This window comes from Jannaschia sp. S6380, from assembly GCF_023015695.1.
GTDB lineage: Bacteria > Pseudomonadota > Alphaproteobacteria > Rhodobacterales > Rhodobacteraceae > Jannaschia.
The window spans coordinates 1565202-1590289 of record NZ_JALKAS010000001.1 but is presented as its reverse complement, the minus strand read 5'-3'; the positions used below and the strand labels follow the sequence as shown (position 1 = coordinate 1590289).

The following is a 25088-nucleotide window of genomic DNA, read 5'->3' as shown; positions in this document are numbered from 1 at the left end:
GGGCGGGAATGCGACGCCCGGATCATGAGTTTCGAAAGCGATCCCGCCGCGATCCGGACGGTCGCCCATGCGCTGGCCGATGCCGCGCGCACGGCGACGCTCGGACATTTTCGCAAACCGCTGACGGTCGAGAGCAAGCAACGGGCCTTCGACCCGGTCACCGTGGCCGACCGCGAGGCCGAAGCGGCGATGCGTGCCGTTCTGGACCGGCTGCGCCCCGACGATGCCGTCCTGGGTGAGGAAGGCGGTGCGCGGCCGGGGACGACCGGGCTGACCTGGGTGCTGGACCCGATCGACGGCACGCGGGGATACATCGCCGGTTCCCCCACCTGGGGCGTCCTCATCGCGTTGAGCGACGGGAATGGGCCGATCCACGGGCTGATCGACCAGCCCTTTACCGGCGAGCGTTTCGAGGGCGGCGCCGACGGCGCGTTCTGGACGCGAGGTCAGGAGCGCCGCGAGATGGCCGTGCGCGACACGACGGCGCTGGCCGTGGCGACGATCCTGACGACTTTTCCCGAGGTCGGGACATCCGAGGAGGGGGCGGCCTTTCGGCGCGTCGCGCGCGACTGCCGGCTGACCCGCTATGGGATGGATTGCTACGGCTACGCCCTGTTGGCGCTTGGGCATGTGGATCTGGTGGTGGAGGCGGGCCTGCAACCCTATGATATCGCCGCCCCGCTCGCTGTGGTGCGCGCCGCCGGCGGCATCGTCACGGACTGGCAGGGCGGGCCGGCGCATCAAGGGGGGCAGGTCGTTGCCGCCGCGACCGGGGCCCTGCATGCCGCCGCGCTAGAGAGGTTGAATGGCTGAGCTTCTGATCCGGGATGCGGACACCGTCCTGACCATGGAAGACACGGCCACTGGGCGCGACATCCTCATCCGCGACGGCGTCATCGCCGAGGTCGGAGAGGGCCTTTCGACCGAGGGCGAGGTGCTGGACGCGTCCGGCTGCCTCGTCACGCCCGGATTGGTGAACACGCATCATCACCTCTACCAGACGCTGACACGTGCGGTTCCGGCCGGGCAGGACGCGCTGCTGTTCGGATGGCTGCGGGCACTCTATCCGATCTGGGGCCGCTTCACGCCCGATCTGATGCATCTTTCGACGCAACTGGGCCTGGCCGAGCTGGCGCTGTCGGGTTGCACGACATCGTCGGACCACCTGTACCTTTTTCCCAACGGATGCACCCTGGACGATACGATCCACGCCGCCGCCGAGACGGGCCTGCGCTTTCATCCGACGCGGGGCGCCATGTCCATCGGCGAGAGCGACGGCGGCTTGCCGCCCGACGCGCTGGTCGAGGCGGAGGACGCGATCCTGGACGATTGCATCCGCGTCATCGACAGGTTCCACGATGCCGCGCCCGGTTCGATGTGCCGCGTGGGCGTGGCGCCCTGCTCGCCCTTTTCGGTCAGCCGCGACCTGATGCGGGATGCGGCCGTCCTTGCGCGCGACAAGCGCGTCCGGCTGCACACGCATCTGGCCGAGAATGACGAGGACGTGCGCTATTCGCTGGAGAATTTCGGCTGCCGGCCCGGACAATACGCCGAGGATCTGGGCTGGACCGGCGACGACGTGTGGCATGCCCATTGCGTCAAGCTGGACGCGTCCGAAATCGACCTGTTCGCCCGCACGCGGACCGGTGTCGCGCACTGCCCCTGCTCGAACTGCCGCCTGGGGTCGGGCATCGCGCCTCTGCGGGCGATGCTGGATGCGGGCGTCCCGGTCGGCTTGGGCGTCGACGGGTCCGCCTCCAACGACGTGGCTTCGCTGGTCGGCGAGGCGCGGCAGGCAATGCTGCTGGCGCGCGTGTCGCGGGGCGCGGATGCCATGCCTTCGCAGGACGTTCTGCGGGTCGCGACACGGGGCGGCGCGGAAGTTCTGGGTCGTGAGGACATCGGCGCCATCGCACCCGGCCTGCGCGCCGATATCGCGGTCTGGGACATGCGCGGCGTCGATTCGGCAGGCAGTTGGGACCGCGCCGCGCTCCTGCTGGCGGGGCCCCGGCGGGTGCGCGACCTGTTCGTCGAAGGGCGCCAGATCGTGCGCGACGGGCACGTCGCGACACTTGATCTGCCGATGCTGGTCGAACGCGCCGAACGGGCCGTCCGCAACCTCGTCCGCGGCTAAATCAACTCAAGCCCCGCCAGACCCGACCACAGGTCCGGGGCCACCCGATGTCCGAGCGAAAGCAGATCGTCGGACGGCGCGACCAGGTCGGGCACCTGGGTCACGACCATCCCGGCGGCCACGGCGGCGCGCACGCCGTTCGCGCTGTCTTCGAAGGCCGCGCAGCGTCGGGGGACGAAACCGAGACGCGCCGCCGCCGCCAGGAATATCTCGGGGTCGGGCTTGCCGCGTCGCACCTCGTCGCCACCGATCAGGGCGGGAAGAAGCGCGCCCAGACCCGCATTGTCCAAACGCCTGCGCGCCGGCCCGGTCCGCGTGCTGGTGGCCACGATCCGGGGCGTTCCGAGGGCGGCCAGGCGTTCCAGGGCGTCCCGAACGCGGGGCTTGAGCGGGATCGGGCCGGTCAGCGCCATGCGATTTTCGGCGTGCCACCGACGGGTGAACTCATCGGCCCCGGCCCCCATCGCCGCCGTCAGGATGCGGCCGCCGCTTTCATGATTGGTGCCGATCAGGCTGTGAAACAACGCGTCGTCCGGCGGCAGGCCCATGTTCGCGCGGGCGCGGCGGAAGCCGTCGCGGTAAAGCCCCTCGCTGTCCAACAGGAGGCCGTCCATGTCGAGGATGACGGCGTCGATCCCGGGGAGCCGGTCGGTCACACGGGCGGCTCGGGAGGGACGCGGTCGCCGATCGCTTCGCGGAAATGGCGGCGGCACAGGCTGACATAGCGATCGTTGCCGCCGACCTCGACCTGGGCGCCCTCGGACAGGGCCTCGCCGTCGGGGCCCACGCGGATGACCATCGTCGCCCGCCGGCCGCAATGACAGATCGTGCGCACTTCGCGCAGCTCGTCGGCCAGCGCGAGCAATGCGGCGGACCCGGGAAAGAGCTCGCCGCGGAAATCGACACGCAGGCCGTAGGCCATGACCGGCACGCCCAGATCGTCGACCGCACGGGCCAGCTGCCAGACCTGGTCGCGGCTGAGCCATTGGCATTCGTCGATCAGGACGCAAGCGCAGGGCCCCTCGTCCAGGCGAGTGCGGATCATGTCGAACAGGTCGGAGGACGCGGCCCAGGTGTCGGCCTCGGCTTCGATCCCGATGCGGCTGGCGATCTTGCCGCGCCCGGCCCGGTCGTCGAAATTCGCGGTCAGCAGATAGGTTCGCATGCCGCGTTCGTTGTAATTGTAGCTGGCTTGCAAGAGCAGCGTGCTCTTGCCGGCATTCATGGTGGAATAGTGGAAATAGAGCTTGGCCATGACGCTGTCCTGCCCCCGGCCACCCGTCCATTGCAAGCCCCAGGGCCGGACCCCGCGCCCGCGCCAGCGGCGCAGGGGTCCGGCCATTCGATCGGCCGCCATCTTGTGAGTGGATTGGACGAGGGCGGTCCCCCGGTGCCGATCGACCGGCCCGCGCGCTGAAACCGCTTTGGACCGATGCCGGTCGTCCTAGTCGCCCGGCGCATGGCGCGTCATGGGAAAGCGATATTCTGTTTCCCCGTTCCGTAACGTAAGCTAGAGTTGCCCCCGTGGACGGGGATATGAATCAGGACATCGCGCGCTTTCTGAAACGCCACACCGAAGCTCTGGTTAAGGACGTCGGACTGGAGCGGGCGTGCCAGGCGTCTGACAAGTCGAAGGCGACGTTGGGGCGGTACTACTCGATGCACGAGGAGCACGCCCAGCGCTTCATGCCCATCGACAGCGTGGTGCATCTGGAGCGGGTGGCGAGCTATCCGCATGTCACTTCGGCAATGGCGGAACTGACGGGGCTGACCACGTCGTTCAACCGCAACGACGGGCCCGCCGAGATGGAGGTCGGGCGGGTGAACAGCGACATCGCCGCCACGTCGCGGCGGTTCGCGATGCTGATGAACGCCTATGCGAATGCGATCGCTGACAAGGTGATCACCCGCGCCGAAGCCAACGAGATGTTGGCCGAGACGATGGAGCTGCAGCGCATCCTCGTGGACATGAAGATGCACCTGGAAGCGGAGGGGAACGGCTGATCCCGTCAGGCGCGCGTCAGCAGGACCGAACCGACCGAATAGCCCGCGCCGAACGAACAGATCAGGCCGCGATCGCCGGGGGTCAGGTCGTCGGAATGCTGCGCGAACGCGATGATCGAGCCGGCCGAGGACGTATTGGCGTAATCCTGCAGGATGTTTGGCTGTTCCCGTGGGTCTGGGACGCGGCCCAGGACCTTGCGCCCGATAAAGTCGTTCATCGACTTGTTGGCCTGGTGCAGCCAGAGCCGGCGCAGGTCGTCCGCGGTCCATCCGGCCGCATCGAGATGCGCCGCGATATGCGCCGCGACCAGGGGCAGCACTTCCTTGAAGACCTTGCGGCCGTTCTGCATGAACTGCATGTCGCGGCGGTCGTCCATCGCGTCGCGTGTGCGGCGCAGGAAGCCGTCATTGTTGCGAATGTTGTTCGAGAACTGCGTTGCGCAGCGCGTGCTCTCGATCTCGAACCGGTCGCCTTTCGCCAGGTCGGACCGCTCCAGCACGATGGCGGTGCAGACGTCGCCGAAGATGAAATGGCAATCCCTGTCGCGCCACTCCAGATGGGCCGAACATATTTCGGGGCTGACGACGAGGGCGCGGTCGATCGACCCGGCGCGGATCATGTCGGTCGCGGTCTGAATGCCGAAGGTCGCCGAGGAGCAGGCGACGTTCATGTCGAAGGCGAAGCCGGACGTGCCCAGCAGTTGCTGGATCTCGATCGCGATGGCCGGATAGGCCCGTTCGTGGTTGGAGGCGGCGCAGATGACCGCATCGATATTGCCAGCGGTGACACCGGCCTTCGACAATGCCTGATCGCAGGCCGCCAGGGCCATCTCGGCCATCTGGCCCGGTCCGTCATCCGGGCGGGCGGGCAGGCGGGGGAACATCCGGTCCGGATCGAGCACGCCGGACTTGTCCAGCACGTGGCGGCGTTCGATCCCGCTGGCGGACTTGATGAACTCCGCGCTGGAATGGGGTATCGGCGCCTGCGTTCCGGCGGCGATCGCATCGGCACGCAGCGCGTTCTGGCGATCGGCATAGGCATTGAAGGCGACGACCAGTTCGTCGTTCGTGATGACCTGCTTTGGCGTGAACACGCCCGAGCCGGTGATCGCGGCATGGTTCTGACCGGTCATCGGACCTCCTCGTCCCGTGGGGTCGGAGAGGTTTGCCGCCGGGGCCCCCGCGCGTCAAGCCGAACGGGGGCGGCCCGGCATCAGGCCGCGCGCCTGTCGGGCCGTTTGGGCGAGGCGGCGGTGCGCGCGATGTCGGTCAGGATCGCCTCGACATGGGCCATGTCAGCCTCGAGCGCATCGCCGCCGAAGAGTTCGAGCAGCGGAAGGCCGGCCTTGTGGAAGACGTCGCGCTTCAGTTGATCGCGGCGGATGGCCCGGTTGCGCCACTGGCCGCCGGCAACGCAATCGATCGCGACGACGGGTTGCGCTGCGCCGTCCAGCAGAACGAAATCGACGCGCTTGTGCCGCAGGGCCCGGAGCGCGGTGCTCATCTCGTCCCCGCGACCGTGGATCGTGAACAGTGCGCCGAGCGAGACTTCGGGCGCGACATGCAGCCCGTGGGGATCGGCGATCGCGCGCAGCCCGGCGAACAGGTCGCGGCGCGTCTCCTCAAGCAGTGGGCCGGTGGCGACCGATGCGAGCGAGAGCGCATCCCGACCGCTGAGGCGCCGACGCGACGCACCGTTCAGACGGCTGGAAAGGAAACTCCACAAACGGGGCCGGGACGGGGTATCGGCGATGATCATGCATTCGCTCCTCGATGGGACTGGTTCCTTTTGGCTGCGGGTCCGATGTGGCGGAATTGCGGCCAGCCTGCGTGAAGATGCTTTTGCAATCAGATGGTTAAGCACGGGTAAACAGGTGAAGATGTCCGGGTGCGCGCCCATCCGGAAATGGCGAAGGCCGCGCGATCCGTTTGGATTGGCGGCCTTCGTGGTCCAGGTGCGGGGATGGATCAGCCCAGTGCGACGGCCGGTGTCCAGGCGGGGGCTGCGCGATCCTCTGCAGGTGCGACGGGCGCGCGGGGTGTGGCCTGCTCGGGCGCATCGCTGCCGTTGGCCGGATCGGGGAACGGATTGACGATCGACACGAGCCGGTCGCGGTTCACGATCCAGTCGTCGGCGCGGTTCAGCGTGACCAGCGGCAGGCCGGCCAGGACGAAGGCCTTGTGGCGCACGGCGTCGCGATAGGTGGGGCCGTCGCCGGCGAGAACCTCGATGCCGCAGATGGGCGTGCCGTCCGTCCGCGATATGACGAAGTCGACGCGGCGCTGACGCAGCGAGGTGGCGACGGCGCCGGCGGTCTCGCCCTCGGCGGACAGCAGTGCGGCGAGCGATACCTGCGCGTCGATCGTCAGACCCCTTGCACCGGCGAAGCGGGTGACGGCGCCGAAGAGGGCACGCGTATCATCGTCGACGAGGGGGCGGGCGCGCAGGGTGCAGGCGGCAAGCGACGAAAGGAGCGAGGCGCGCGGCGCGGTGACCCGGTGGGCCGGAAACGATTTCGCGTCGGCGGGTTCGGCAGTCGCGCGGCGAAGGGCCATGCCGCAGGTGGACAGCGCGATGAGGGACATTCCGATGGGTTCCATGACCGTTTTCCCGTTCTAGGATGGCGTAAGTCGACGGTGAGATCGGGACATGGCCGAAATTCGGCAGGTTCACGGCGATTTGACCGCAATGGTTCGCCCGGCGCGACAACGCCACCCCTAGGGCCCGCATCAAAGCGCGGTTGGCGACAAAAACGGCGACAATCGTTTCGTTAACAGTCGTTTACACATGTGGCGTAAATGTGGAAACGGTGATTCCGGTTAACGAAATGATAGGTTTCGTTAACCTTTGGCCGCGGCGGCGCGATGGCGCGACTCAGGCACGCCCGCCTTATTGCAGCGAACGCACCTCGACCACGCCTTCGTCACGGGCCTTCATTGCCAGAGCGGCCGCATGCGCGCCGGCAAGCGTGGTGTAGTACGGTATCCGGTCGTTCAGGGCGACGCCGCGCATGGAGCGGCTGTCCTCGACGGCTTGGGCGCCCTCGGTGGTGTTCATGACCAGGGCGACTTCGCCATCCTTCATTACGTCCACAACCGTGCGCCCGCCCTCATAGGCCTTGTTGACGTGATGGCTTTCGATGCCATGGCGCGACAGGAACGCCGCCGTCCCCGAGGTGGCCAGGATCGAGAAACCCATGTCCCCCAGGATCCGGGCGGTCTCGACCAGCTGGTCGGTCTTGTCGGCGTCCTTGATCGACAGGAACACCGTCCCCTCGGTCGGAAGCTGGACGCCCGCGCCCATCTGCGCCTTCAGGAACGCGCGTGCGAAGGAGCGGTCCCAGCCCATGACCTCGCCGGTGGAACGCATCTCGGGGCCCAGCAATGTGTCGACACCGGGGAAACGGGCGAAGGGCAGCACCGCCTCCTTGACCGAGAACCAGGGCGTGTCCGGGTGGGCCAGTGTCATCAGGTCGCCGATCGGCACGTGATCGGGGTTGGCGTCGTCCGGGTAGGGATCGCGCAAGGGGAAGTTCGACAGCGGCTCCCCCGCCATCAGCCGCGCGGCGATGGATGCGATCGCGCTGTCCACCGCCTTGGCGACGAAGGGCACGGTGCGGGACGCGCGGGGGTTCACCTCGATCAGGAAGACCTCCTCGTCCTTCACGGCGAACTGGACGTTCATCAGGCCGACAACGCGCAGGGCGCGGGCCAGCGCCTCGGTCTGGGTGCGGATGGTGGCGATGACGTCGGGCGACAGCGTGTGCGGCGGCAGGCAGCAGGCGCTGTCGCCGGAATGGACGCCTGCCTCCTCGATATGCTGCATGATGCCGGCGACGTGGACAGCCTCGCCGTCGGACAGGGCGTCGACATCCACCTCGATCGCGCCGGAGAGGTAGCCGTCGAGCAGGACGGGGCTGTCGCCGCTGACGACCACGGCATCGCGGATGTAGCGTTCGAGCTGCGCAGTGTCTCGCACGATCTCCATCGCGCGACCGCCGAGGACGTAGCTGGGGCGGATCACCAGCGGATAGCCCAGTTCCTCGGCGCGCAGGCGGGCCTCGGCGTCCGAATGGGCGATGGCATTCTTCGGTTGGCGGAGGCCGAGTTGCCCGACGAGCGCGCTGAACCGCTCGCGATCTTCTGCCAGGTCGATGGCATCGGGCGTGGTGCCCAGGATCGGAATGCCGGCGTCATGCAGCGCGTTGGCCAGCTTCAGCGGCGTCTGCCCGCCGAACTGGACGATGACGCCATGCAGCGTGCCGTTCTCCTGCTCGCGGGTCAGGATCTCCATCACGTGCTCGAAGGTCAGCGGCTCGAAGTAGAGGCGGTCGGAGGTGTCGTAATCGGTGCTGACCGTCTCGGGGTTGCAGTTGACCATGATGGTCTCATAGCCCTGATCGCTCAGCGCGAAACAGGCGTGGCAGCAGCAATAGTCGAACTCGATCCCCTGGCCGATCCGGTTGGGGCCGCCGCCCAGGATGACGACCTTCTTGGCGTCGGTCGGCCGACTCTCGCATTCGGCCTCGCCCATCACAGGCGTCTCGTAGGTGGAATACATATAGGGCGTCTGGGCCTCGAACTCGGCAGCGCAGGTGTCGATGCGCTTGAACTGCGCGGTGACGCCGAGGTTCAGGCGGGCGCGGCGCACATTGTCCTCGGTCCGGCCCGTCAGGTGGGCGAGGCGGGCATCGGTGAAGCCGTAGGTCTTCAGGCGTCTGAGCGGCGCCTCCTCCACCGGCAGGCCGTTCTTGCGGATCTCGGCCTCGATCTCCACGATCTCGCGGATGCGGGCCAGGAACCACGGATCGAACCGGGTCACGGCGTGAATGTCATCGTCGGACAGACCCTGCCGCATCGCCTGCGCGATCACGCGGATGCGGTCCGGCGTCTGCCGGCCGAGCGCGGCCTTGATCGCCGCGGGATCGTCCGGGAGGTCGATCTCGTCGAAGCCGGTCAGCCCGGTCTCCATCGAGGCAAGGGCCTTCTGCATCGACTCGTGGAAGGTCCGGCCGATGGCCATGACCTCGCCCACCGATTTCATGGCGGTGGTCAGCAGGGGCTCGGCCCCCGGGAACTTCTCGAAGGCGAAGCGCGGGATCTTGGTGACGACATAGTCGATCGACGGCTCGAAGCTGGCGGGCGTGACGCGGGTGATGTCGTTGTCGAGCTCGTCCAGCGTATAGCCCACGGCCAGCTTGGCGGCGATCTTGGCGATCGGGAAGCCCGTGGCCTTGGACGCCAGTGCCGAGGACCGCGACACGCGCGGGTTCATCTCGATCACCACCATGCGCCCGTCTTCGGGGTTCACGGCCCATTGGACGTTCGAGCCGCCCGTCTCGACCCCGATCTCGCGTAGCACGTTGATCGAGTGCGTGCGCATCTGTTGGTACTCCTTGTCCGTCAGCGTCAGCGCGGGCGCGACGGTGATGGAATCGCCGGTATGCACGCCCATCGGATCCACGTTCTCGATGGCGCAGACGATGATGGCGTTGTCCGCGCGGTCGCGCACGACCTCCATCTCGAACTCCTTCCAGCCCAGAAGGGATTCATCGACCAGTATCTGCGCCATCGGAGACGCCTCGAGCCCCGTGCGGCAGATGCGTTCGTAGTCCGCGCGGTTGTAGGCCACGCCGCCGCCCGTGCCGCCCAGCGTGAAGGCGGGGCGGATGATCGCCGGCAGGCCGACGAATTCCAGCGCGTCCATCGCGTTCTTCATCCCCGTGGCAATGTCGAACTTGCCGTTTTCCAGCTTGGGCGCGTCGACGATGGTGGCCTTCGGGTTCTCGATCCCCAGCCGGTCCATCGCCTCGCGGAACAGCTTGCGGTCTTCGGCCATTTCGATGGCTTCGCGCTTGGCGCCGATCAGTTCGACGCCGTGTTCGGCCAGCACGCCCATGTCGTCGAGGCTGAGCGCGGTGTTCAGCCCAGTCTGGCCCCCCATCGTCGGCAACAGGGCGTCCGGCTTCTCCTTGGCGATGATACGGGCCACGACCTCGGGCGTGATCGGCTCGACATAGGTCGCGTCGGCCAGGCCGGGGTCGGTCATGATGGTGGCGGGGTTGGAGTTCACCAGGATGACGCGGAACCCCTCCTCCCGCAGGGCCTTGCAGGCCTGCGCGCCCGAATAGTCGAACTCGCAGGCCTGACCTATGACGATGGGCCCCGCGCCGATGATCATGATCGACTGGATGTCGGTGCGCTTGGGCATCGCGGCCTCCCCGGGGGTGATGTGCTGGCAAACTCGCCGGGGTTTAGGGGCCGCGGCGCGCGGGGGCAAGGGTGGTGACGCGGGCCGCATGAAGCAGAGCGCATGCCGGAGGGATCCATGGTCATGGAACGGTCGGAATCACGCCCAAGTGCCGGCCGGTTGACGCGTCAGGATCGCGCCGTTCCCGACGAGCCGAGCCATGCCAGACCAGCCCTCCCCCGACGCGCCTGCCCCGTTCACCCTTCCCGTCCCCCGCGAGGCGGCGCTGGCGGCAGGCGCGCCCGGGAATGGCGACCGCCTGTCGGAGGCAGTGTTCGCGTCGGTGGGCGGACTTCTGTCGCGGGGCGCTGTCGATGCGGGAGCCGTGCCGCCGGAGATCGCCATGCTGCGGGATCTGACCGATTACACGGGTCAGGTCTGCAACGGCGGCCATCGCCAATATGGCCGCAACCGGGGCGATCGCATCCCCGAGGTGGCGCCGCGCGTCATCGCCGCGCTGGAGGCGATGGAAGCGAAGTCCCAATTGCGGCTCTACCGCGCATTCCTGTCGGGCCAGGCGGCCGGGCTGTCCGGTCCGGCGAGCGATCGGATGGATGAACTGTTCTTCGCCATGCAGGCCAGGCGCGGGCTCGGCAATCTGGCCGTGCCGTGGATCCTGTCCTGGCCGTTCCTCGAGATCCTGCGGGACGCGGCCGCCGTGGAGGCGCGCCTGGACGCCATCGCCGCGTCGGACGCGGAGGCGGAGCGGCGGCGGCAGGTCGCCGCCCTCGACGCCACGCGGGCGCGCTTCGCACCGGGCATCTATCTGGGGGCGCTGTGCGCCGCGCGTCGTCTGCCGTCGGCCGAAGGGGTGGTCCGGATCGCACATGGCGGCTCGCCCGTCCCGGATAGCGACGGGAAGGCGGCGGATTTCGCGGTCGAACTTACGGGCGGTCCGCGCACGATGCGGATCGCGCCCGACAAGGTCGGTTTCCTCGACGACACCGGGGCCCTGCAAGTCCATGTCACGCCGGAGGAGACGGAGGCATTCGCCGCCCTCATCGAGCGAACGCAGATCGCCAAGGCCGCGCATCTGATGATCACGGACCGCCAGGGCGGTGTTGCGATCGAAACCTGCCGTATTGTGACACCCGTGAAGACGCAGCAGGATATCGCGACGCAATCGATCGTGGCGATCCAGCTGATCGGTGGCGGCGCGTCGCACATCATCGTCGCAGAGCCGAAGGCATTTCTTCTGTTCGAAAGGCCGAACGCCCCCGCAGTGGGTCGGATGTCCATCGCGCGACTGCAGCGAAGGCTGTCGCGACTGGGCCTATGAAGCGGGATCAGCGGTAGAGGTAGTCGCGCGTATTGGGCACCACGTCCGCCTTCTTGGCGAGCTGCATCTGAAACACGACGTGGTTGTAGGCGTCGAAGCTGACCTCCGCCGCGACCAGGTAGTAGCGCCACATCCGGATGAAGCGGTCGTCATACATGGCGCGCACGGTTTCGACATTGGCTTCGAACCGCCTTTGCCAGTGCCGCAGGGTTTCGGCGTAATGGCCGCGCCAGACCTCAATATCGCATTGCCAGAAGCGCAGCTTCTCGATCGGGTCGAGAAGTTCCGACAGCGAAGGCGTATAGCCGCCCGGGAAGATGTATTTCGCCAGCCAGCCCGACGTGGTGGTCGGCGGCCCGCAACGTCCGATGGTGTGGATGAGTGCGATGCCGTCATCGGTCAGCAGATCCGCGACCTTGCCGAAATAGGTCGGGTATTGCGGCGCGCCGACATGTTCCAGCATGCCCACCGACACGATGCGGTCGAATGGCTCGGCCAGGTCGCGATAGTCCTGCAGGCGGATGTCGATCCGGTCGGCCAAGCCCGCCGCCTCGGCCCGGGCGCGGGCGGCGGCGTGCTGGTTCTCGGACAGGGTCACGCCGGTCACCCGCGCGTCGAAATCGCGGGCGAGCGTCAGCGCCATTCCCCCCCAGCCGCAACCGATGTCGAGGACGCGCATCCCGGGCGCGATCCGCAGCTTGCGCGCGATATGCGCCTTCTTGGCGGCCTGCGCCTCCTCCAGCGTCATGTCGGGACGTGGAAAGTAGGCGCAGGAATACTGACGGTCCTCATCAAGGAACAGGTCGTAGAAATCGTCCCCCAGATCGTAGTGATGGGCCACGTTGCGTCGGGCCTTGCGCGGGTCGTTCGCCTGCACGAAGCGCCGCGCCAGGAACCGCGCCCGGAACCCGGCGGCGACCAGGGGCGGCATCGCACCCCGTCCGCCGTTGATCGCGAACAGGGTCAACATCTGCCGCAGGTCCCCCTCCTCGATCAGCAGCTTGCCGTCCATGTAGGCCTCACCCAGGGCCAGTTCCGGGTCGCGGACGAGACGTTGCAGGTAGGCGTCATCCGTCAGGCGCAGCGTGACCGACGGCCCGTCATTCCCGGTTCCGAAGCGATGCTCCGATCCGTCCGGAAGGATGGCGACCAGCCGGCCCTTCCTGACCAACCGCCCAAGCATGGTCAGTACGATCGAACGCCACATGATGCCGCCACCCCCTTTCCGACTGCATTCCGGGCAGAAAAGCCCATTGGAGCCGCGCCTTGCAAGGCCTCGGGTGGCGGGGTCCGTCTTTGCGCGGCCGCCTCCTGCCGGTTGACACCCCGCGGGCGGGCGTGTTGATCGGGCCGACGCCACAGATCCCGCCTTCGGAGAGCCGACATGCACGCCTATCGCACCCATACCTGCGCCGGTCTGACCCGCGACGATGTGGGCGAGACCGTCCGTCTCGCCGGGTGGGTCCACCGCATCCGGGACCATGGCGGCGTGCTGTTCGTCGACCTGCGCGACCATTTCGGCATGACGCAGCTTCTGTGCGACCCCGACAGCCCCGTCTTCGCCGAGATGGAGAAGGTTCGCTCCGAATGGTGCATCCGGATCGACGGGACGGTCAAGGCACGCGACGCAAGCCTGGTGAACCCGAAAATCCCCACGGGCGAGATCGAGGTCTTCGTGCGCGACCTTGCGGTTCTGGGTGCAGCCGACGAATTGCCCCTGATGGTGTTCGGCGATCAGGAATATCCCGAGGAGACGCGGCTGCGCTATCGCTTTCTCGACCTGCGGCGCGAGGCGATGCAGCGGAATATGGTCCTGCGCTCGAATGTGGTGAAGTCGATCCGGCAGCGGATGTGGGACAAAGGCTTCAACGAGTTCCAGACACCGATCATCACCGCCTCCTCGCCCGAGGGTGCGCGGGATTTCGTCGTGCCCTCGCGCCTGCACCCCGGAAAGGTCTACGCGCTGCCGCAGGCGCCACAGCAGTTCAAGCAACTCCTGATGGTGTCGGGTTTCGACAAGTATTTCCAGATCGCGCCCTGTTTCCGTGACGAGGATCCGCGCGCCGACCGGTCGCCCACCGATTTCTATCAGCTCGACATGGAGATGTCCTTCGTGGAGCAGCAGGACGTGTTCGACACGATCCAGCCGGTCATCGCGGGCGTCTTCGAGGAGTTCGGCGGGGGGCGTCGCGTCGATGCCGAATGGCCGCTCCTTTCCTATGCGGAGGCCGCGCTGAAATACGGGACCGACAAGCCCGACCTGCGCAACCCGATCGAGATGCAGGACGTGTCCGAGCATTTCCGCGGCTCGGGCTTCGCCATCTTCGCCTCGCTGCTGGAGAAGGACGGCACCGAGATTCGCGCCATTCCCGCGCCCACGGGCGGGTCGCGCAAGTTCTGCGACCGGATGAACAAGTTCGCGCAGGAGCAAGGGCTGCCGGGGATGGGGTATATCTTCTGGAGGGATCAGGGCGAGGGCATTGAAGCCGCCGGCCCCCTTGCCAAGAACATCGGACCCGAGCGCACCGAGGCGATCCGCCAGCAACTGGGCCTCGGTGTCGGCGACGCGGCCTTTTTCCTCGGCGGGCGGTCCTCGGAATTCGAGGCCGTCGCGGGCCGCGCGCGCACCGTCATCGGCGAGGAGCTGGGACTGACCGACAAGAACCGCTTCGCCTTCGCCTGGATCGTCGACTTCCCGATGTACGAGCGCGACGACGAGGGCAAGATCGACTTCAGCCACAACCCGTTCTCCATGCCGCAGGGCGGGATGGACGCGCTGGACGGCGATCCGCTGGAGGTGCTGGGCTATCAATACGACCTCGCCTGCAACGGCTACGAGCTGATCTCGGGCGCGATCCGGAACCACCGGCCCGAGATCATGTTCAAGGCGTTCGAGATCGCGGGCTATGGCCGCGACGAGGTCGAGAAACGCTTCGGCGGCATGGTCAAGGCGTTCCGGTACGGCGCCCCCCCGCATGGCGGTTGCGCGGCCGGGATCGACCGGATCGTGATGCTGCTGGCCGACGAGGCGAATATCCGCGAGGTCATCCTGTTCCCGATGAACCAGCGCGCCGAAGACCTGATGATGGGCGCGCCGTCCGAGCCTTTGTCGGGCCAGCTGGCGGAACTGGGGTTGCGGCGTCTGCCGAAGGATTGAACCGGCGGGCTTCGGGCACGTTGGACCATTCCAACCTGCCCGGAGAGTGCCGATGTTCCGTTTCCTCAAGTACCTTGCCGTGTTCAAGCTGATCCGGCGCCTGATGCGTCGCTAGGGCGGGCGAACCGCCGCCGCGTTGTCACGACACCTCTGGGAACGGCGGCGATGGCGTCATATCTAGCGGCGATGATCCCGACGCTCGCCGCCATCCGCTTCGGCACCGGTCTTGCCCCCGATATCGCGCCCCCGGCCGGGGCGGACGATCTTTTGCAGGCCCTGTCCGGCCCGGACCAGATGGCGCTGATCGTGCCGCTGCCCGGCTGGGCCCCGCGCATGGCCGATCTGCAGGAGATCGCCCGCCTGCGGCGCGCCCTGCGCGACGACCGCTCCCTGATGGACGAATTCGATACGGCGCGTCAGGGCATGAACCGGGCCTACTACCGCGACCTCGCCGCGACCCTGCAGCGCGCCGCGATCACGCGCGACGGGTTCCGGGAACGCCTGGTCTGGTTCTGGACCGGCCACTTCGCGATCACCGAAGGGGCCGGCTTTCTGCGGCGCACGGTGGGCGGCTATGTCGAGGAGGCGATACGCCCGCATGTCGGCGGCACCTTTGCATCCATGCTGCGGTCGGCCGTCAAGCATCCGGCGATGCTGAACTTCCTCGATCAGGTCCGCTCGGCCGGGCCGGGGTCGCCCCGTGGGCGTCGCGGCGGTGGCATGAACGAGAACCTGGCCCGCGAGGTTCTGGAGCTCCACACACTCGGTGCCGGCGCGAAATACACGCAGACCGACGTCCGACAGTTGGCCGAGTTGATGACCGGCTTGACGCAGGATCGCGTCGGGGCCTTCAAGTTCCAGCCCAACATGGCCGAACCGGGGGCCGAGACCGTCCTGGGGCGCAGCTATGGCGGCGACGATCCCAGCCCACGCGACGTCGACGCCGTTCTGGACGACCTCGCCGCGCATCCCGCCACCGCCCGTCACGTCTCGCGGAAGCTGGCGCGGCACTTCGTCTCCGATGCGCCGCCGCCCGAGATGGTCAGGGCCATGACCGAGGTCTGGGCGCGCAGCGATGGCGACCTGATCGCCGTCTATGCCGCCATGCTGGATCATCCCGCCGCCTGGGCCGCGGATCTGTCCAAGGTTCGCCAGCCCCTCGATTTCGTCGCCGCGGCCATTCGCGCGACCGGGACCGCGACGCTGTTGGGGGCGGCCGCGCCTGCCGACATCCGGCGCCGGGTGGCCGACCCGATGGCCCGGATGGGGCAGCCCTTCCTGCGTCCGCCCAGCCCAGACGGCTGGCGCGAGGATGCGCGGGCCTGGGTGACGCCGCAGGGGCTCGCCTCGCGGTTGGACTGGGCGATGGACGCGGCGCGGCTGCCCGACCCGATCCCCGACCCGAGGGCATTCGTCGATACCGCGCTCGGGCCGCTTGCGGGGTCACGCACGCGCTTTGCCGCGCAGGCGGCCGAGGATCGGGCGGCGGGGGTCGGACTGGTCCTCGCCGCGCCGGAGTTCCAACGGAGATGAGCATGGATCGACGTCGTTTCCTGGGCCTTCTGGGCTGCTCAGTCGCGGCCTATCCGCTGGCCACGCCGATGGCCTTCGCGTCCGTGCCGGGCGATCACCGGCTGGTCGTCGTCATCCTGCGCGGCGCGATGGACGGGATGGACGCGCTGCAACCCTATGGCGACCCGGATCTGGCGAGGCTGCGGCCCGGTTTCGCCATCGGACCGTCGCAGGGCGCGCTGGACCTGACGGGGTTTCACGCGATGCATCCGGCCCTCGGCCCCTTGATGCCGTTGTGGCAGGCTGGCGACCTGGGGTTCGCGCAGGCCGTCAGCACGCCCTATCGTGGCAAGCGCAGCCATTTCGATGGCCAGGACATTCTGGAGGCCGGGACCGCAGGCGACGTGCCACCGATGCGTGACCGCGACGGCTGGCTCAATCGGCTGCTGACGCTCATGCCGGGGGCTCATGGTCGCACCGCATTTGCCGTCGGCCGGGACGAGATGTTGATCCTGCGGGGGGCGGCCGACCACTCCAGCTGGGCGCCCGATGCGCGGCTGGACCTGGCACCCGCCACGGCGGATCTTTTGCTGCACGCCTATCATGACGATCCGCTGTTTCGCGAGACCGCGCGCGAGGCATTGGGCCTTTCCGCGGCGGGCGGGGTGGACGGCGCGCGCCAGGCGACGGCGCTGTTCTCGTTCGCGGCGGCGCAGCTGCGACAGGACGCCCGGATCGCCACCATGTCGGTCGGCGGCTGGGACACGCATCGCAACCAGCCACGCCAGATCGTGCGCCGGCTGGAGGCGCTGTCGGACGGGCTGCTGCGCTTGCAGGCCGATCTGGGTCCGATCTGGGACCGGACCGTCGTGCTGGCTATGACGGAGTTCGGGCGCACAGCGTTCCAGAACGGAACGCTGGGCACCGATCACGGGACGGGCGGTACGATGCTGCTGGCCGGCGGCGCGCTGCGCGGGGGGCGGGTCTGGGGCGACTGGCCGGGGCTGGACGAGGCGCGGCTTCTGGATCGTCGCGACGTCATGCCGACCCGCGACGTCCGCGCCTACGCCGCCTGGGCCCTGCGCGGGATGTTCGGCGTCGACCGCGCCGCACTGACCACAACCGTGTTCCCCGGCCTCGACATGGACGGCGACCCCGGCCTCCTGGCCTGAGGCCGCCGCCCAGTCAGGCGGTCAGGGCCGCAGTTCCATCTGCACCAGTGGGAAAGTGATGCCGGGGCCGATCTGCGCCTCGACAGGTCCCAGCGTCTGGAACCCCTGGCGGGCATAGAACGGCAACGCCGTCACCGTCGACATGCAGTTCAACCGGTCGACGCGCGCCGCCCGCGCCTCTTCCCGGATCCGGGCCATCAGCCGCGCGGCATGTCCGCGATGCAGGTGATCTGGATGGGTGGCGACGTGGCGGACATGGCCGGTGTCGTCGGCGATGCCGTCGGGCGTCGGCGCCCCCCGCGTCCAGCCGCCGACGGCGACGATCACGTCATCATCCTCCACCACGTGATAGGTGCCGCTGGCCAGCAGGTCGGGATTGGCGCTCGCGATCAGCGGATGGGCCGCGCGCAGGGTTTCGGCCGGATAGTCGCCGGCCAGTAGCCGGGGATAGACGGCCGACAGCAGGGCGTCGATCCGTGGTCGATCCGCCGGGATGGCGGGCCGTATGGTGATGGTCATGGTCGTACCTCCTGAACCAAAGACAAAGGGGCCGCACGGACTGAAACCGTGCGACCCCCCAACTTTGGGTCAAGAAGGCGACGCTGACCTTACTTGATCTTGCCTTCCTTGTATTCGACGTGTTTCCGCGCAACCGGGTCGAACTTACGGACGACCATCTTTTCGGTCATCGTGCGCGCGTTCTTCTTGGTCACGTAGAAATGGCCGGTCCCGGCCGAGGAATTCAGCCGGATCTTGATCGTGGTGGGCTTCGCCATCTGGTGTCTCCTGTCAGCGGTCGGGGGCACGACGGGGCGCCACCCGCGAAATCCGGGAAGCTGCCTTCTAGCCGGTCGGCATCGGGTGTCAAGCGGCGGCGGGCGCAGGGTTGCAGACCAGCCGCAGGATCATCAGGTCGGGCAGGGGCGCGCGGCTCAGGCTCACGGTGCAGGTGCCCTCGCGCCCTTTGATGTATCCCAGGCCCAGCGTCATCGACGCGTTCCCATCCCGTTGCGCGGTGTCGAGCGCGGCGTTCACCATCGGCCGGTCCGAGTGGTGCCAGAAGCTGGCGAAGGACAGGCCGCGCAGATCGTCGCCGGGATGAAAGCCCAGATCGTCCAGCAGCGTCGACCCGAGCGCCGCGATCCGCCCGTCGCCATAGAGCAGCCCCACCCGGGCCTCGCCCTGGTGCAGGAGCGACAGGGCCTCGCTCGGCAGATCCGGCGCGCGGGCGTCGACAAGGGACGGGGCAGGGGACGATTGCACCGATGCAACCTCCGTTCATGGGTTCGAATTCCTGCCTGCCTCGCGTCGATAAGGGGGGCAGGCGGAACCATGTCGCAAGCGCTATGTCACAGGACATCGAAAATCGCGCCATATCGGTCGTTTTCCGCCGATCCGGCCGGCATAGCGGTGTGCGGGGGGCCTGTAAGCCGGATTCTGTTCCCCGGATCGCTCCGGTTCGACGGCCATTCATCTGGGCCGCGAATCGCTTCGCGGCCTCGCGCTGCCAACCCGGACCTCGCGGGCAAAGCACCCGTGCCGCAAGCGGCCTGAGATCCCTATTCGGCATTGCTCCCGGTGGGGCTTGCCATGCGGAGGACGTTGCCGCCCCCCCGGTGGGCTCTTACCCCACCGTTTCACCCTTGCCCCGGCATCCGCGGACGGACACGTGGGGCGGTCTGTTTTCTGTGGCGCTTTCCGTCGGCTTCCCTGCGGGTTTCCCCATCCGGTCGCCGCCCGGGCGTTACCCGGCACCGTCGCTTCGTGGAGTCCGGACTTTCCTCGGGGTTGCCCCCGCGGCCGTCCGGCCCCCCGCACGCCGGCGGGTTAGGCCGCCCCCACGCGCAGGTCAACGGGGAAGCGCCGAGCGAGGTCGGTGGCCAGGCCCGCATCGACCTCGTCCAGCGGGCCCCTGGCACCCGGACGGAAGCGCAGGCGAAACGCGGCGAGCAGCGTCGCCGCGTCCACCGGAGCGGTATAGCCGAAGGCACGGGCCTGGTCGGCGAACGTGTCGGGTGCGGCAACTCCGCCGGGATCGGGCCAGACGGCCAAGCCGCAGAGGGCAAGACGGCGCCAGTCGAAACGCCCGCCCGGGTCGATCTTGCGGCCGGGCGCGCAGTCGGAATGGCCGATGATCCCCTCGGCCGGAATTTTATGAACCTTCATGAGGTGCGACAGCAATTCCTCCAACGCCGCCATCTGCGCGGCCGGGAAGGGCGAGAGCGCGTCGTTCGACAGCTCGATGCCGAGGGAGCGGGAATTGATGTCGTCCGACATGCCCCAGTGTCCGGCCCCCGCATGCCATGCGCGCCGGTCGTCGGGAACGAGCCGCGCGATCTCGCCATGCTCGCCGATGACGTAGTGGCACGACACTTCGGTCTTGGGGTCGCAGAGGCGCTTGATGGCCGGTCCGGGCCCGCCGGTCATGGCGGTGTAGTGCAGCACGATCAGGTCCGGACGCAGGACGCCGCCGCGGCGCGGGCCGTGGTTCGGACTTGGGCGTTCCTCGATCTTCAATTCCGGACGGCGTTGCGCACGATCGCCGGATTCCAGCCGCAGGCATTGCCGTCGCCATCCGGATCGACGCCCAGCCTGTCGCGCTCGGGCCCGCCGGCGGCAAGGAACTCTTCCTGCGCGACATCGGCGCTGCGGTACCGCTGGCATTGCCGTTCGGCCCGGTTGGCCGAGGCGCCGATGCCGCGCCGGAAGGCCTTGGTCCCGACCGGTTTCGCCGGGCCGAGCGCGTAGGCGAAGATATTGGGGCCGGTGCTCTCGGGGCGCGCCAGCTCGGTCGGCTGGACGACCTGATACTGCGCACGCGCCGCGCGAAGACGTTCGGCGTCCGCCTCGATGTCGCGTGCGGCCGAGACAGCCTGGAAGTCCTGCTCGCGGCTGATGGTCGGATTGTCGCGGTCGAGGTCGAGCGCCGCGCCGTCGACCGGGGCTGCGGCCGGCGGGTCCGCCGCCGTCGGAAGGGGGGCCGGCGCCTCGACCGGGTTCACGAAGCCCTCGGGCGTTTCGGGGCGACCCAGGACGGCGCGTGTCTCGGCGGCCAGTCGCTCCGCCTCGGTCTGGGTTCCGGATGCGCCGCCCGGCGGCGTCTCGGGCGGGCGGATCGACGCCGGCGGGGCCAGCGGCTCCTGCCCGCGAAGCTGCGCCTCACGGCGCTCGGCCACCTCCTCGGGGGAGTCGAACCCGGCGCCGCGCACGGTGCTGTCGGGCACCGGCGGATTGCAGGCCGCCAGCGTCATCGCGGCCACCACTGCGGTCATCGTCTTGGTCACGTGCATGTCAGCCTCTGCTCGTTTCCGCGCGTTCTACCACCATTTGTCGGGCCGCGCCACGAAGCCGGCCCGGTCCTCAAGGCATTGTGCGGCGTTCAGCAAGGGCCCTTCCTGCCAGGGACGCCCGATCAACTGCAGGCCCATCGGCAGCCCGGCGCGGTCCAGCCCCGTCGGCACGGCAACGCCGGGCAGGCCCGCCAGGTTCACGGTGACGGTGAAGACGTCGTTGAGGTACATCTGGATCGGATCGGCATCCTTCAGCGCGCCCAGTTCGAAGGCGGGCGAAGGCGTGGCAGGCGTCAGGATGGCATCGACGCCTTCGTCGAACGCGATCTCGAAATCCCGCTTGATGAGGGCGCGGATCTTGCGCGCGCGATTGTAATAGGCGTCGTAGAAACCCGCCGACAGAACGTAGGTGCCGACCATGACGCGGCGCTGCACCTCGGGGCCGAACCCTTCGGCGCGGGTACGCTCGTACATTTCGGTGATGCCTTCGCCCGGTCCGACCTCGGCGCGGTGACCGAAACGGACGCCGTCGTAGCGGGCGAGGTTCGACGATGCCTCGGCCGGCGCGATCACGTAGTAGGCGGGCAGGGCGTATTTCGTGTGCGGCAGGCTGATGTCGCGGATCTCGGCGCCCGCGTCGCGGAGCATCGCGATGCCCTCCTGCCAAAGGCTCTCGACCTCCTCGGGCATGCCGTCCATCCTGTATTCGTGCGGGATGCCGATCGTCTGCCCGGCCACGTCGCCGGTCAGCATCGACTCGAAATCCGGCACGGCCAGATCGGCGGACGTGCTGTCCTTGGGGTCGTGCCCCGCCATCGCGCGCAGCATGATCGCCGCATCGCGCACGCTGCGCGTCATCGGGCCGGCCTGGTCGAGGCTGCTGGCGAAGGCGACGACCCCCCAGCGGGAGCAGCGGCCGTAGGTGGGCTTGATGCCGACGGTGCCGGTGAACGCCGCGGGCTGGCGGATCGACCCGCCGGTGTCGGTGCCCAGCGCCGCGAGGCACAGCCGCGCCGCGACCGCCGCCGCCGAGCCGCCCGAGGAGCCGCCGGGCGTCAGCTTCGCGTCGGAATTTCCGGCGCGCCACGGGTTGACCGCATCGCCATAGACCGACGTCTCGTTGGAGGAGCCCATGGCGAACTCGTCCATGTTCAGCTTGCCCAGCATCACCGCGCCCGAAGTAAACAGCTTGTCGGTGATGGTCGACTCGTATTCCGGCCGGAACCCTTCGAGGATGCGCGATCCCGCCTGACTGGGGACGCCCTTGGTGCAGAACAGGTCCTTCACGCCGATGGGGATGCCGCACATGTCGGGCGCATCGCCACGCGCGATCCGCTCGTCGGCCTTGGCGGCCTGGGCGCGGGCGATCTCGGGCGTGTGGTGGACGAAGGCATTGAGCCCGCCCGCGGCTTGCGCCGCCTCCAGATGCGCTTCGGTCAGGGCCACAGCGGTCGTCTCGCCGTCGCGCAGCATGTCGCGGGCGCGGGCCAGGGTCAGGTCGGTCAGTTCGTTCGTCATGCCGGATCCCTCACTCGACGACCTTGGGCACGGCGAAGAATCCCTCGCGTGCGTCGGGCGCGTTGGCCAGGATCGCGTCCTGCTTGCTGCCATCGGTGACGACGTCGTCGCGGCGCTTCAGGCGCATCGGCGTGACCGAGACCATCGGGTCCACCCCTTCGACATCGACCTCCTGCAGCTGCTCGATGAAGCCTAGGATTGCATTGAACTCCCCGGCCAGCGGCTCCAGCCGGTCCTCCGGCACGGCGATCCGGGCGAGTTTCGCGACCTTGCGGGCGGTTTCCTTGTCGATGGACATCTGGCCTCCGGAAAACGGTTGCGCGGGGTCTAGCGCCAGGGCGGGGCAGGTTCAATACGACGCCGGTGGGGCAGCCGGACCGGACATCCGGCCATCGACGCAAAATCGGCGGGGGGGCGGCGGCGACCCCTTGCGCGCCCCGGCCGCAAACGGGTAGTCGGACGGAACGCGGCGCGCGGGCGTTGTGTAATGGTAAGACCTCAGCCTTCCAAGCTGATGATACGGGTTCGATTCCCGTCGCCCGCTCCACCGCCGGTTCCGGCTCGGCCGGTGATCAGATCCCGGTCATCAATCGCAGATTCGGCAGCGCGAAGGCGGCCACCAGCCCGACCGCCGCGCCGATGGCCAGGCGCGTGCCGCGCCCCGTCGTGGATGGCGCATAGGCCGCCAGCCCCGCACAGATCGCCGCGTAGAACGCCATTGCGACCGGATCGACTACGGTATACATGTCTGCCCCCCCGAATGGCGCCGCGATGCCGGTCCGCCACCTGGGTCAGCCTTGCCTGCCGCGACGATCCGGTCAATCCCGGTGCCTTGCCTCGCTTGGCCGGCGTCGTTACCTGACCGGCGGACAGGAGATTCTGCATGGCCGACATCGCCCGCGAAGCCGACCGCCAGGGGTCGAAGCGCATCGGCAGCCTGCGCGCGCTCGCGCCGTTCTTCCGGCCGCACGTGGCCATGGTCGTGGCGGCGGTCGCCGCGTTGGTGCTGACTGCGTGCGTTTCGCTGATGCTGCCCCTGGCCGTGCGACGCGTCGTCGACGGCTTTCAGACCGGCGAGACGGAGCTTCTCGATCAGTATTTCGCGGCCGCGCTGGTGATCGCGGGCCTGCTCGCGGTGGGGACGGGGCTGCGCTACTACCTCGTCACGCGGCTGGGCGAGCGGGTCGTGGCCGACATTCGCAAGGCCGTGTTCGGGCGCATGATCGCGATGTCGCCGGATTTCTTCGACGGTATCCTGACGGGGGAGGTGCTGTCGCGCATCACGACCGACACGACGTTGCTGCTGTCGGTCATCGGCTCCTCGGTCAGCGTGGCGCTGCGCAACGTCCTGATCTTCGCGGGCGGGCTGGCCCTGATGCTGTGGACGGCGCCCAAGCTGTCGGGGCTGGTGCTCCTGATGGTGCCGGCGGTGATCGTCCCGATCCTCGTGCTGGGGCGGCGCCTGCGCAAGCTCAGCCGCGAAAACCAGGACTGGATCGCGGAATCGTCGGGCCGGGCGTCGGAATGGCTGCTGAGCGCGCAGACGGTGCAAGCCTATACGTTCGAGGGCGAGGCCGGGCGCCGCTTCGACGACGTGACCGAGCAGAGCTTCCGGTCCGCGCGCACCCGCATTCGCGTCCGCGCCATCATGACTGTTATCGTCATCCTGCTGACCTTCACGGGGATCGTGGGCGTCCTGTGGATCGGGGCGCGCGACGTGCGGGCGGACGTCATGACGATCGGCGAGCTGATCCAGTTCCTGATCTACGCGATCATGGTGGCCGGCTCCGTTGCCGCCCTGTCCGAGATCTGGGGCGAGCTGCAGCGGGCCGCCGGTGCGACCGAACGTCTGGTCGAACTGCTGGAGGTCGAGGACGAGGTCCGCGATCCCGCCCGCCCCGCCCGTCTGCCCGAAGGCGACGCGATCGCGCTGGAGGACGTCACGTTCCGCTATCCCACGCGGCCCGGCGTCGCCGCGCTGGACGGTGTCACGTTGCATGTCCGGCCGGGCGAGACGGTCGCGCTCGTCGGCCCGTCCGGCGCGGGCAAATCCACCGTGATCCAGCTTCTGCAACGTTTCTACGATCCGGATGCGGGCCGCGTGACGCTGGGCGGGGTCGACCTGCGCGGGCTGTCCCGGCACGATTTCCGCAGGCGGATGGCGCTGGTGCCGCAGGATCCGGTGATCTTCGCCGCCTCGGCGCGCGACAACATCCGCTTCGGCAACCCCGAGGCCGACGATGCCCAGGTCGAGGCCGCCGCCCGCGCCGCCGCGGCCCATGATTTCCTGACCGCGCTGCCCGACGGGTACGACACCTATGTCGGCGAGCGGGGCGTGATGCTGTCGGGCGGGCAGAAACAGCGCATCGCCATCGCCCGCGCGATCCTGCGGGATGCGCCGGTCTTGTTGCTGGACGAGGCGACCTCGGCCCTCGACGCCGAGTCGGAGCGCGCGGTGCAGGATGCCGTCGGCCGCCTGGCCGAGGGGCGCACCACGATCATCGTCGCGCACCGGCTGGCCACGGTAAAGCAGGCCGACCGGATCGTGGTGATGCAGGATGGCCGGATCGCGGCGCAGGGCACGCATGACGAATTGGTCGCCGAAGGTGGGCTCTACGCGCGGCTGGCGCGGCTTCAGTTCACCGACGGGCTGGCGGCCGAGTAGCCATGGCCCGGACCCGGCGCCGTAGCGTCCGGGTTGCCACCGTCGCCCGCGTCACGCATCGTGCACGACAATGAACCGCGGAGGGAGCCGCGGCACCCGAAGGGAGG

23 protein-coding genes, 1 tRNA gene and 1 other RNA gene are annotated in these 25088 nt (G+C 68.5%); 9 read left to right on the top strand and 16 right to left on the bottom strand.

The features are described 5' to 3' along the window. The first annotated feature begins 24 nt into the window (after window positions 1-24). Together hisN and MWU52_RS08145 are read left to right on the top strand one after the other, a co-directional pair. The gene (hisN, locus tag MWU52_RS08150) at window positions 25-813 is read left to right on the top strand and encodes a histidinol-phosphatase (RefSeq protein WP_246951000.1); all 789 of its coding nucleotides are present in this window, start codon (window positions 25-27) and stop codon (window positions 811-813) included. After that, window positions 806-2134, top strand: a complete 1329-nt coding sequence (locus tag MWU52_RS08145; RefSeq protein WP_246950998.1) for an 8-oxoguanine deaminase — start codon at window positions 806-808, stop codon at window positions 2132-2134. The genes hisN and MWU52_RS08145 overlap by 8 nt, the downstream gene beginning before the upstream one ends. On the opposite strand, the gene MWU52_RS08140 is transcribed toward MWU52_RS08145, so the two are convergent. Further along, window positions 2131-2790, bottom strand: a complete 660-nt coding sequence (locus MWU52_RS08140) for an HAD family phosphatase (protein WP_246950996.1) — start codon at window positions 2788-2790, stop codon at window positions 2131-2133. The genes MWU52_RS08145 and MWU52_RS08140 overlap by 4 nt on opposite strands. Continuing rightward, window positions 2787-3389 carry a thymidine kinase gene (locus tag MWU52_RS08135; RefSeq protein ID WP_246952815.1) on the bottom strand — a complete coding sequence of 201 codons (603 nt, stop codon included), beginning with the start codon at window positions 3387-3389 and terminating at the stop codon, window positions 2787-2789. Before MWU52_RS08135 ends, MWU52_RS08140 begins: the two co-directional genes overlap by 4 nt. Before the next feature lie 281 nt (window positions 3390-3670). On the opposite strand from MWU52_RS08135, the gene MWU52_RS08130 reads away from it, so the two are divergent. Beyond that, entirely contained in the window at window positions 3671-4138 is a 468-nt protein-coding gene (locus MWU52_RS08130; protein WP_246950995.1) for a hypothetical protein, read from the top strand. Between the two features lie 5 nt (window positions 4139-4143). Here the strand turns inward: MWU52_RS08130 and MWU52_RS08125 are convergent, their stop codons facing one another. The 4 genes from MWU52_RS08125 to carB form a co-directional block, all read right to left on the bottom strand. Further along, window positions 4144-5271, bottom strand: a complete 1128-nt coding sequence (locus MWU52_RS08125; RefSeq protein WP_246950994.1) for a beta-ketoacyl-ACP synthase III — start codon at window positions 5269-5271, stop codon at window positions 4144-4146. Window positions 5272-5351: 80 nt separating this feature from the next. Then, window positions 5352-5897, bottom strand: coding sequence for a DUF2726 domain-containing protein (locus MWU52_RS08120; RefSeq protein ID WP_246950993.1), 546 nt, complete (start codon window positions 5895-5897; stop codon window positions 5352-5354). 209 nt (window positions 5898-6106) lie between these two features. Next, a complete protein-coding gene (locus MWU52_RS08115) occupies window positions 6107-6739 on the bottom strand; it encodes a DUF2726 domain-containing protein (RefSeq protein WP_246950992.1) in 633 nt (210 codons plus the stop codon). Between the two features lie 289 nt (window positions 6740-7028). Beyond that, window positions 7029-10349, bottom strand: a complete 3321-nt coding sequence (gene carB / locus MWU52_RS08110; protein ID WP_246950991.1) for a carbamoyl-phosphate synthase large subunit — start codon at window positions 10347-10349, stop codon at window positions 7029-7031. 199 nt (window positions 10350-10548) lie between these two features. On the opposite strand from carB, the gene MWU52_RS08105 reads away from it, so the two are divergent. Beyond that, window positions 10549-11667 carry a hypothetical protein gene (locus MWU52_RS08105; RefSeq protein WP_246950990.1) on the top strand — a complete coding sequence of 373 codons (1119 nt, stop codon included), beginning with the start codon at window positions 10549-10551 and terminating at the stop codon, window positions 11665-11667. 7 nt (window positions 11668-11674) lie between these two features. Here MWU52_RS08105 and MWU52_RS08100 read toward each other — a convergent pair whose 3' ends face one another. Beyond that, complete coding sequence (locus MWU52_RS08100; RefSeq protein ID WP_246950988.1) at window positions 11675-12874, bottom strand: cyclopropane-fatty-acyl-phospholipid synthase family protein; 1200 nt, start codon at window positions 12872-12874, stop codon at window positions 11675-11677. Window positions 12875-13051: 177 nt separating this feature from the next. On the opposite strand from MWU52_RS08100, the gene aspS reads away from it, so the two are divergent. The 3 genes from aspS (at window position 13052) to MWU52_RS08085 (ending at window position 17508) form a co-directional block, all read left to right on the top strand. After that, window positions 13052-14824 (top strand): aspartate--tRNA ligase, encoded by a 1773-nt coding sequence (aspS, locus tag MWU52_RS08095; protein WP_246950987.1) that lies wholly within the window; start codon window positions 13052-13054, stop codon window positions 14822-14824. 186 nt (window positions 14825-15010) lie between these two features. Continuing rightward, complete coding sequence (locus tag MWU52_RS08090; RefSeq protein ID WP_246950985.1) at window positions 15011-16357, top strand: DUF1800 domain-containing protein; 1347 nt, start codon at window positions 15011-15013, stop codon at window positions 16355-16357. A gap of 2 nt (window positions 16358-16359) precedes the next feature. Next, window positions 16360-17508 carry a DUF1501 domain-containing protein gene (locus tag MWU52_RS08085; protein WP_246950983.1) on the top strand — a complete coding sequence of 383 codons (1149 nt, stop codon included), beginning with the start codon at window positions 16360-16362 and terminating at the stop codon, window positions 17506-17508. Window positions 17509-17529: 21 nt separating this feature from the next. Here MWU52_RS08085 and MWU52_RS08080 read toward each other — a convergent pair whose 3' ends face one another. The 8 genes from MWU52_RS08080 to gatC all read right to left on the bottom strand — a co-directional run bounded on the left by MWU52_RS08080 (window position 17530) and on the right by gatC (window position 22614). Further along, window positions 17530-18027 carry a GNAT family N-acetyltransferase gene (locus tag MWU52_RS08080; RefSeq protein ID WP_246950981.1) on the bottom strand — a complete coding sequence of 166 codons (498 nt, stop codon included), beginning with the start codon at window positions 18025-18027 and terminating at the stop codon, window positions 17530-17532. 89 nt (window positions 18028-18116) lie between these two features. Next, a complete protein-coding gene (gene rpmG / locus MWU52_RS08075; protein ID WP_055661766.1) occupies window positions 18117-18284 on the bottom strand; it encodes a 50S ribosomal protein L33 in 168 nt (55 codons plus the stop codon). 88 nt (window positions 18285-18372) lie between these two features. Next, window positions 18373-18771, bottom strand: a complete 399-nt coding sequence (locus tag MWU52_RS08070) for a PAS domain-containing protein (protein ID WP_246950979.1) — start codon at window positions 18769-18771, stop codon at window positions 18373-18375. 147 nt (window positions 18772-18918) lie between these two features. Beyond that, window positions 18919-19324, bottom strand: an RNA gene (gene rnpB / locus MWU52_RS08065) — RNase P RNA component class A. Window positions 19325-19335: 11 nt separating this feature from the next. Continuing rightward, window positions 19336-19959, bottom strand: coding sequence for an N-acetylmuramoyl-L-alanine amidase (locus tag MWU52_RS08060; RefSeq protein ID WP_246952813.1), 624 nt, complete (start codon window positions 19957-19959; stop codon window positions 19336-19338). Window positions 19960-20021: 62 nt separating this feature from the next. Further along, window positions 20022-20798, bottom strand: a complete 777-nt coding sequence (locus MWU52_RS08055; RefSeq protein WP_246950977.1) for a hypothetical protein — start codon at window positions 20796-20798, stop codon at window positions 20022-20024. Between the two features lie 27 nt (window positions 20799-20825). Next, a complete protein-coding gene (gatA, locus tag MWU52_RS08050) occupies window positions 20826-22316 on the bottom strand; it encodes an Asp-tRNA(Asn)/Glu-tRNA(Gln) amidotransferase subunit GatA (protein WP_246950975.1) in 1491 nt (496 codons plus the stop codon). Between the two features lie 10 nt (window positions 22317-22326). Further along, window positions 22327-22614, bottom strand: coding sequence for an Asp-tRNA(Asn)/Glu-tRNA(Gln) amidotransferase subunit GatC (gene gatC, locus MWU52_RS08045; protein ID WP_246950973.1), 288 nt, complete (start codon window positions 22612-22614; stop codon window positions 22327-22329). A 175-nt stretch (window positions 22615-22789) separates the two neighbouring features. Here gatC and MWU52_RS08040 point away from each other — a divergent pair. Then, a tRNA-Gly gene (locus MWU52_RS08040) sits at window positions 22790-22863 on the top strand. A gap of 25 nt (window positions 22864-22888) precedes the next feature. On the opposite strand, the gene MWU52_RS08035 is transcribed toward MWU52_RS08040, so the two are convergent. Next, complete coding sequence (locus tag MWU52_RS08035; protein WP_246950971.1) at window positions 22889-23062, bottom strand: hypothetical protein; 174 nt, start codon at window positions 23060-23062, stop codon at window positions 22889-22891. Window positions 23063-23199: 137 nt separating this feature from the next. Here MWU52_RS08035 and MWU52_RS08030 point away from each other — a divergent pair, with 137 nt between their 5' ends. After that, on the top strand, window positions 23200-24981 hold the full coding sequence (locus tag MWU52_RS08030) for an ABC transporter transmembrane domain-containing protein (RefSeq protein ID WP_246950969.1): 1782 nt from the start codon (window positions 23200-23202) through the stop codon (window positions 24979-24981). Window positions 24982-25088: the final 107 nt, after the last annotated feature.